The 8,279-nt window shown below is 41.1% G+C and carries 8 protein-coding genes and 1 pseudogene; all 9 read right to left on the reverse strand.

Going from position 1 to position 8,279, the window contains the following annotated elements:
* Positions 1–237: pseudogene (locus BHV83_RS10730) on the reverse strand (serine acetyltransferase); the annotation flags it as partial.
* Between the two features lie 2 nt (positions 238–239).
* Complete coding sequence (locus tag BHV83_RS10735) at positions 240–2,444, reverse strand: Kelch repeat-containing protein (protein ID WP_005648993.1); 2,205 nt, start codon at positions 2,442–2,444, stop codon at positions 240–242.
* Positions 2,445–2,456: 12 nt separating this feature from the next.
* Complete coding sequence (locus tag BHV83_RS10740) at positions 2,457–3,404, reverse strand: hypothetical protein (protein WP_022322984.1); 948 nt, start codon at positions 3,402–3,404, stop codon at positions 2,457–2,459.
* A 7-nt stretch (positions 3,405–3,411) separates the two neighbouring features.
* Entirely contained in the window at positions 3,412–5,238 is a 1,827-nt protein-coding gene (locus BHV83_RS10745) for a serine/threonine-protein kinase (protein ID WP_122205976.1), read from the reverse strand.
* A gap of 45 nt (positions 5,239–5,283) precedes the next feature.
* On the reverse strand, positions 5,284–6,087 hold the full coding sequence (locus BHV83_RS10750; RefSeq protein ID WP_122115812.1) for a PP2C family protein-serine/threonine phosphatase: 804 nt from the start codon (positions 6,085–6,087) through the stop codon (positions 5,284–5,286).
* 14 nt (positions 6,088–6,101) lie between these two features.
* A complete protein-coding gene (locus BHV83_RS10755; RefSeq protein WP_122205975.1) occupies positions 6,102–6,617 on the reverse strand; it encodes an FHA domain-containing protein in 516 nt (171 codons plus the stop codon).
* Complete coding sequence (locus BHV83_RS10760; RefSeq protein ID WP_005643312.1) at positions 6,614–6,853, reverse strand: hypothetical protein; 240 nt, start codon at positions 6,851–6,853, stop codon at positions 6,614–6,616. Before BHV83_RS10760 ends, BHV83_RS10755 begins: the two co-directional genes overlap by 4 nt.
* A 134-nt stretch (positions 6,854–6,987) precedes the next feature.
* Positions 6,988–7,641 (reverse strand): FHA domain-containing protein, encoded by a 654-nt coding sequence (locus BHV83_RS10765; protein ID WP_005641914.1) that lies wholly within the window; start codon positions 7,639–7,641, stop codon positions 6,988–6,990.
* The gene (locus tag BHV83_RS10770) at positions 7,638–8,030 is read right to left on the reverse strand and encodes a LytTR family DNA-binding domain-containing protein (protein WP_005641912.1); all 393 of its coding nucleotides are present in this window, start codon (positions 8,028–8,030) and stop codon (positions 7,638–7,640) included. Before BHV83_RS10770 ends, BHV83_RS10765 begins: the two co-directional genes overlap by 4 nt.
* Positions 8,031–8,279: the final 249 nt, after the last annotated feature.

Here is an 8,279-nt window from a genome sequence, read left to right on the forward strand (position 1 = left end):
GGCCTGCTCCAGATATACACCCGTATAATATTGTATAGAATCCGTCTGTGCCTCCTGTTCCGTTCCGAAGAAACCGGGAAAAATAACCTTGCGGAGCAAGGTCATGATCTCCCTGAGTGCCGTCACCGATGGTGAAGGTTTCTGGTGTAGCGGAATGTATTGGTATTCCGGCTGATCTGTCACTGACAGCAAATCAACATTTCTCCGGATTTCTTCTAAGATAGTTGCTCTGTTCATATTCAATTATCCCATATTGGATTGTATACAGTGAATTTATTCTTTTGATAGATATCTTGCCCTAAAATATAGATCGATCCATCCAGCATGAACATGTGATAATTTTTCATACGAATCCATAACGAGCGTGAAGTCCATTGCTCTGTAGTCAAATTGTATTCCCAAATTTTTCCGTCGTTGTCAATCATAAAGAAGCTCTTTTTCTGTTCATCATAAACACCAGAAGAAATAACACCGAGCTGTGCAGGTATAGAGGGAATCAGCTCCCATTTTGTCAAGCTATCCGAAGAGACGTAGAAGCCGTTACGAATACCATTACTCTTTTCTCCTAAACCTGCATATACTTTATCTTCTACAACAAATGCGACGCCTCCTCTTTGGTTTGCTTCGTTCACTTTGGCAATTGTAGTCCATTCTCCACTATTTTGAGTTGAAAGATCATAACGTACTATTTCATTCATATTGCTACTATTGTCAGTACCACCAAAAACGTACAAGGAATCACGATACACAAAACAGACAGAGTTAAATCGTCCCTTCGGCAACGAAGGGAATTCGAATAACCAACTATTATTTTCAGATGTATACACTTGACATTCTATTCCCACTTGTTTGTCAAGTCCTCCAATGACATAGGCTCTATTATTGTAGACGGTAGCAGCCATGTGCGAATAGGCGACACTGCATCCTTGTTGGGATTTCCATTCATTTGTTTCCACATTATAACTAAAAAGTTCGTTACTGCGTTTATCTCCTAAATCCCCACCAACGATATAGGCTTGTCCGTTTAGCACAAAGCTTGCCGAATATTGACGGTCTTCACCTATGTATATGCTCTTTTCCGTAAAGATGTCAGGTGTCTTGAATGTTTGTGTCTGGCCATACCCGACAAGGCTATGTTCATTTACAGCGTAAGCTCTTACATAATAATTTGTAGCCCCTTTCAATGCCGATAAAGCATATGTGAAAATCGAGTCTTCTACAGCAACATGATTATCCTTGATACTCGGCTCCTTATTGCTTGAAGACCAACAAATTCCCCACTCTGTAGCAGCACTGTTTCCGCCATTCTGCAACTCCCCGCCAATGTGAACTGTTCCATCACTTTTGATCGAATCAAGGGTGATGGGGAATGTTATAATATTCGGCTTCTCGCTTTTTGTCGAAATCGTAATTTCTTCTTCACTATATACCGTACCGAAGTCATTTATGGCATAGGCCCTTGCATAATATTTTTTGGCCGATTCCAAGCCCCGGATCCTTCCTGTAAATTTGCCATTATCCGCAAGATTCGTACAAGTGATTGTATCGGCTTCTATCGTTGGCTCTTCTTCTACACTCCAGCAGAAACCATAGGCACTGACAGGTGCATCTCCCTCGTTGATCAAGAAAGCAGACAGATCGGCTGTGGTGAAAGTCGTACTGTCTTTTATCAGACTCAACTTACCGACAAAAGGTTTGCCATCTGTAGTCCTAAAAGAGTCCACATTAAAAGCAAACTCGCCAAACTGATTTTTGGCAAAAGCACGGACATAATACCAAGTTTCCGGCTCCAGATTCGTAATCTGGCAGGAGAAAGTATCGACAGTTGCCAAGTCACTCCCTTCGTATGTGATAACGGAATCTTGATCCGAAGGTTCGATATCTCCGGTTTGTTTCTTTTTCTTATAGTAGAAACCTAATTTCTCAATGCCGACTCCCCGATTCTTAACTTTCCCTTTTACCCAAGTGGAAGTTGCTTTTACTGTGGCACTATCCACATCCAAAGTCGCAACTTCTCCAATACCATTTATTGTCGTATACGCTCCTTCTGTTTTTGAAAATGCAGTATCTATATCATTAATAGCATAAGCATATACATAATATTTTGTACTATCTTCCAAATTGGATATGGTAGCTGTAAAATTGTGGTTTTCTATTTTATCAGCTTTTGTATATCGCTTGTTACGCATGTTCTCAAGCGGCTCCGTTCCTGTTTGGGTACTCCAACAAACCCCACATTCTTTTACTGGCAAACCGTTCTCTTTCATTATTTGAGCCTTTAAAGTGATCGAAGAAGCATATGCTTCTCCTTCCATTGAAGTCTCGGAAACCTCCGGAGCCTTTGCTTTCTGCAAACGCGTATCCATATCCGGATCTTCCACACATCCGGAAAGCATCCATAAAAGTGAAACAGCTGATAAAAAGATTGAGTATATGTGTTTCATAAATAATTCTTATTAGAAAAACAGACCGACACCGGCATTCAAATCAACATATTTAAAATTCAACGTATTGCACCCTGCACTTACAAACACAGGACCGAACTTAACCATTACATCCAGATCGGCAGCTAACCCGCTATAAGAATAATCCAAATTCTTCGCCCAATAGGATTTTTCTATTCTATAATCCGAATTATCGATTGTGATATATTCGCATAATAATTCCCGACTGCCATATCCTAAACCTACGGACGTATATAACCAGGATGTACATTTTACAACCAAACCAGCTGTACCGGCATAGTTATTCACCTTTTTCTTATTCGTGAAATAAAACGGATTATCGGGAGTAGGGCCGACAAACTCATCTGTTCCCCGGCATTCCCCGTCGTACTCCTTAAAACCTAGATTGGTCTTAAAACGCAGGAACCAACCCAAACGAGATTTCACCCCTCCCACTGTCAAGCCATAAGGTGCTTCTATGGAGTAGGCATAACCAATAAAGAACTTCATCGGTTCTTTGGGAGTATCTGGCTTTATTGGGTTGGCAGAAGGATAGAAAACGGGCTCTACCGGTTTGCGAAGTGTTTCCAGACGATCTTGCCAGGATTGGGCCAAAGTTTCGTTTTTGGAAGTTCCTATCCCCTCGGTATAATAGATTATCAGCTGCGAAATGGCTGTTGTATCCTCATTATTGGCCATCAGTTCCAGACAAGCCCGACACTTGTTCATCAGACTGTGCATTGATGGACGCATTCTCTGGTTGGCTAACCAAATCGATGTGAGCTGCTCGATACTGTAAGGATCACATTGCACGACACCTTCTTCATACCACATCCTTGCATCGCTATAGTCCAAGCGTTTCATCGCCTCGTCACCTTTTCTGTTATATTCTGTTTTTTGTTGAGCCAGCAAACACATCGGCAACGCAACAAAAAGAGTTAAAATCCAAAGTCTTTTCATAAACACGTTAATAATACGTTGATCCTTCATTTACCAACACGCCATCAGCATTATAGATATCGAACAAACCATCTTTACGTTCGAAAGCACGGCCATTTTCGGCAATCCCGACATTACGGTATTTACATGGTATACGCTCGTTCGCATCCGAATCGATCGCCCCATATAACATGGTCGATTTCTTTCGTACAATTGTAAAGTTCCCGAAAGTTTTCTTCATCTCATATTGAGCTTTCCTGTCGGCCAAAAGTTTGGCTGCTTCCTTTTCATCACAAGAAATCAAAAGGCGTACGACCTCTTCCGTCAACTTGGTTTCTTTCGCTTTCGTGAAATCTTTCTTTGCGTTCGTAAAGTCCGCTTTTCCCATCTTCTCCTTGCCAGAAGCTATTAAAGCGACATATTTCGCCTCAATTTCTTCAGCAGTAGGCTGTACTGGCTGTATTGTTATTTTATTTCCTTCAGCCGGAACCTGCTTTGTATCCGGTTGCTTCCGGGGTTCATCAACAACAACGGGCGTCACCTTTTCCGGCTGTCGGGCCATTGCTGCCTCTGTTTTCTTATCCTTCTCGCTAAGCATAGATGCTTCTTTCACCTCCGAAACAGTTGTGTCTTGAAAGATGCCTATTGAATCTTTTTCCTCTTCGACCGGGCTAATCAACTCCGTTACATCCGGTTTCGTAGAGGTTTTGTTCCCCAGCACCAGAAAAGCGACAACAGATCCTGCACTGGCAAATATAGCAATAAGCACGGATATCAGCATCCCTTTTCTTTTTTTCTTAGAGGGCTGAGAAATAATTTCTTCGCTATTTATAATCGTACGATCTTCGTCCTCCTCATTCTGAGGCGATTGCTCATTCGGATGTATGACCGTTGTCTCACCATCCGCCTCCTGCCCGTCTGTATTTTGCAACTCATTTGCAGGTATTTCTTCTTCCGCAGAAAAATCTAATGCAGCCATCATTTCATCCACCGTTTGGAAACGATCGGCCGGAATGATTTGCATTGCCTTGATTATAGCGGCTTCTGTCTTAGGAGATATATTCCTGTTCAGTTCCGACGGATTCTGCAAAGGACGTGTTGCCCGCAAAATAGATTCGGTCGGAATCTTCCCTGTCAAAAGGTTATACATGGTAGCACCGAGCGAATAGATATCCGGACAGGGTGAAAAACTTTGTGTTCCTTCGTTATCGTATTGTTCGATCGAGGCAAATCCTTTTGATAAGGTAAGCATGGTCGTACTTGTTTCCTGTTGCTCGATGTCATATCGCTTGCTCACGCCGAAATCAATCAGACGTGCTTTCCCTGACGAGTCAATCAGGATATTGCTGGGTTTGATATCCAAGTGAAGAATGTTCTTTTCATGTACAAACTGGAGTGCTTCTCCTATCTGGCGAACATATCTGAGGACTTTCGGTTCCGGCAATATGCCTTCCCTGTCCATCATATATTTGAGTGAACAACCGGGAATATATTCCATGGCAATATAAGCCGTGCCGTTTTCTTCGAAAACTTCCAGCACATTCACTATATGAGGATGGTGAACTTCAGAAAGAATTTTGGCTTCCTTGATAAGTTTCTCTTTGAATTTATCGAAAAGAACCCTTCCTGTCTCGGAATGCACCTTGACAGCAAATGATTCTGCTTCCCTGTAACAATAGTCTTTAAAGAAGTATTCTTTTATGCAAATAGGCACCTCTGTCTGTACGGTTCCTAACGATCCCTTCACCTCCGTATACCAGACGCCTTTGTATGTTATACCAAAGCCGCCCTGACCGATTACATGAGTGATCCGATATTTTCCATTCTGAAGAACATGTCCGTTTGGCAAATTCATAACTATACTATGCGCAATTCTATTAGTCTGCCAAAATTACGTTATTTATATAAAAGAATAAAGGAATGAAAGAATATTTTGTTTAATTCCTGCGGAATCTAACACATTTTGTATAGGTATGATATAAAAAGAAAAGTTATCGCGTGTTTTCCCGCTACAAGCGGACATGATTGCGTTTTTAATCTCTTCCGGACCACCTAAATGCTTGAATATATCCGAAAGCTCATCATTGTTAAGACGTTCGAGTACACCATCCGAACACATGAACAAAAAATCACCAGCCTTGATATCATCCAAAAGTACGACATCAGCCTCTGTCGGACGGTCCGTCCCTTGGATAGCCCGTATGATCACATTCCGCTGTGGGTGATGTGCAACCTCTTCATGGGTGATTTTTCCTAATTTCACTAACGAATTAACCAATGAATGATCTTCAGTCTGGAACAAGATTTCTCCTTTCCGGAAATGGTAAATCCGACTGTCCCCCACATGCGCCAAGGTTATGCCGGTCGTACCTACAAAGGTCATGGTCAAGGTGGTTGCCATTCCTTTGGCTTCCGGATGAATTGCTACATAGTCATCAAAACGTGCTTCGGTATAACGAATCGCTTTATTTATAAAATCTGCGTTCGGCTCACCTTCACGAAAAGTTGAGAAAAAAGTCTGGAAAGACTCGCAAGCCAATGAACTTGCAATCTCCCCTTTTTCAGCCCCCCCGACACCATCACATACCAAAAATAAGTTTTGATTGGAATTTGCCGTTTCCGGCAAAGGAAAGATAGAATCTTCATTATTCAATCTGCCTCCTTTTTCACTGACTGCCCAGGGGTTGCCGATCGTTATATTCATAGCATAGACTATTTTTATTCATTAAATCGGAGAACTGTGCGACCAATAATAATTTCATCATTATTATTGAGTACGACAATCTCTCCATTCTCTAAGTAATTGCTATTATATAACGTATGATTTTTACTATTATTGTCAGAAAGATAATGTTTATAGCCTCCTTTGGCATCTTTTTTTACCTCGATCCGGATATGTTCTCGGCTCATTGATTTATCAGCCGTCACAATACCGATCGTAGCAGTAGATGCCTTGGATTTTCGTCCGATGATATAGACACCTTCCTGAAGAGGGAAAGTTTGCTCCGGCGTATCAGCATTTGCAATTACAGAGAGATGTCCGGTCGTCATACGAAGAGGCTGTATCAGAACCGTTTCCGATTCAGATGCGGCACTTCCTTTCTCCATAGATAGCAAAGAGACTGGAATCGGTTGTCTGCACTTCGGGCATTTGAAAGAGGTGATATCGAGGGGAATTTTCCCCTCGTCTACCTTTAACCCAACATGGCAATGTGGACATTTAACGGAAATCATAAAATGAACGATATATCAGATCCGTCAATATCGGTTGAATATGTATCCAGCATATCTGCGTCGGACAACATAATAGTGTCATCGGATAATGTAATAAAATCAGAAACATCAATACTTTCGTCAATCATTACAACATCCGACAAGTCGTTTTCCCCGTCCACATCCACAATAACAGCGTCGGTCAGTATAGCATCGTCGCTGTCTAAAGTCACGAATGTGTAATCCTCTTCTTGCATAAAATGTTATAATTAAATTTTCTGGAAACAAAAGTAGGGAAACGAGCTGACATCCAAGCACAAAATAGTTCCTTATAATCAAATGTTTGGGTTTACTGTACGAAAGTATTACTTTTAGTATATGAAACAGATTCTTATTCGCTCACCCATTTAGCTTTACAAGAAGGCATCGGGCATTGTTTTCTATTGCGCAATGATTCCCAGGGTATTTCACCCAAAAACGTTCCGCATTTGGGGCAAACATAATCGATTTTGAATTGATTGGTCAGATCTTGCAGCAACTGTGGGATCTTGGCCGACTGTTTCGCACCCAGGTAGATACCGACGGTCGGAGCACAGATCGTAATAAACAGACTCAATCCGAACAGTTCCGGACTTCCTTTCCCTAGGAAACCGATCACAACCCCCACTACACCGGGAAGAGCAAATGGAAGAGACTGGAATAATCTGGTCTTAAATTGATTAGAAGATTGTATCTTAACCTTTGCTTGAATGTAATTATCGTAAACTTGCTTCAGCGCAGCAAACTCTTCGCTGTAATCGTTGTTGGACTTCAAGGCTTCGGAAATGTTTAACACATAATTATCTCCCAGCTTGATCGTATCGCTGGGAGTAACATGCTTCTTAACGATCTGGGCACCATTGACAAATGTTCCGTTTGTCGATCCCAAATCTTCAAGTAGCCAACATCCCCCCTCTTCACGGATCAGCTTTGCATGATACCGGCTTACATGAGGGTCGTTTACTACAAAATCATTATCGCTAGCTTTTCCAATTCTGATGATCATTCTGTAACAACTTTTGGTTCTTCAGGTTTTCCCATTTCCTTTTCGAGCGTATCTTTCAATACCTTCAAGGGATCCTTGGATATCACCAACTCCCTCGGTTTTCCATCCTGCGTTAGCAATAATAGCTTCTGCTTGGGTAAATTTATCTGCAAGATGTGATTTTTATTAATGATATGGCTTTTACCTACACGCATCAGGATTGTGTTACAACCTGCGACCTGTTTCTCCAATATTTCTTCAATTTTTCCTATGTTGATTGCAAATGTGAATTGAATTCCGTTAGATAAAAGTAGTTTAGTGTAATTTCTATCTGCTTCAAAATAGAGGATCTGCCCTATTTTGATACGCAATAATTCATCTCTCGTCTTAATTATTAAATATCGCTCCATACGTAGATATTGTTTATTCGTTCATCATCAAAAAACAAATGTACATTATTTTGTGATTTCTTCGGTACTTTTTTTCATAAATTATTCTCGAAAATCATCGGATACTACGATAAAATAAGAATTCCATACCCATGAAACTTTTGTTTCACAGGCATGGAACTTTATTTTCATAGTCATGGAACTCCAATTTCACTATTATGAAATCGAACATTCATAACCGGATCAGTCTTCTATAGCAGCCTGCGCCGC

The organism is Parabacteroides sp. merdae-related_45_40 (genome assembly GCF_001915675.1).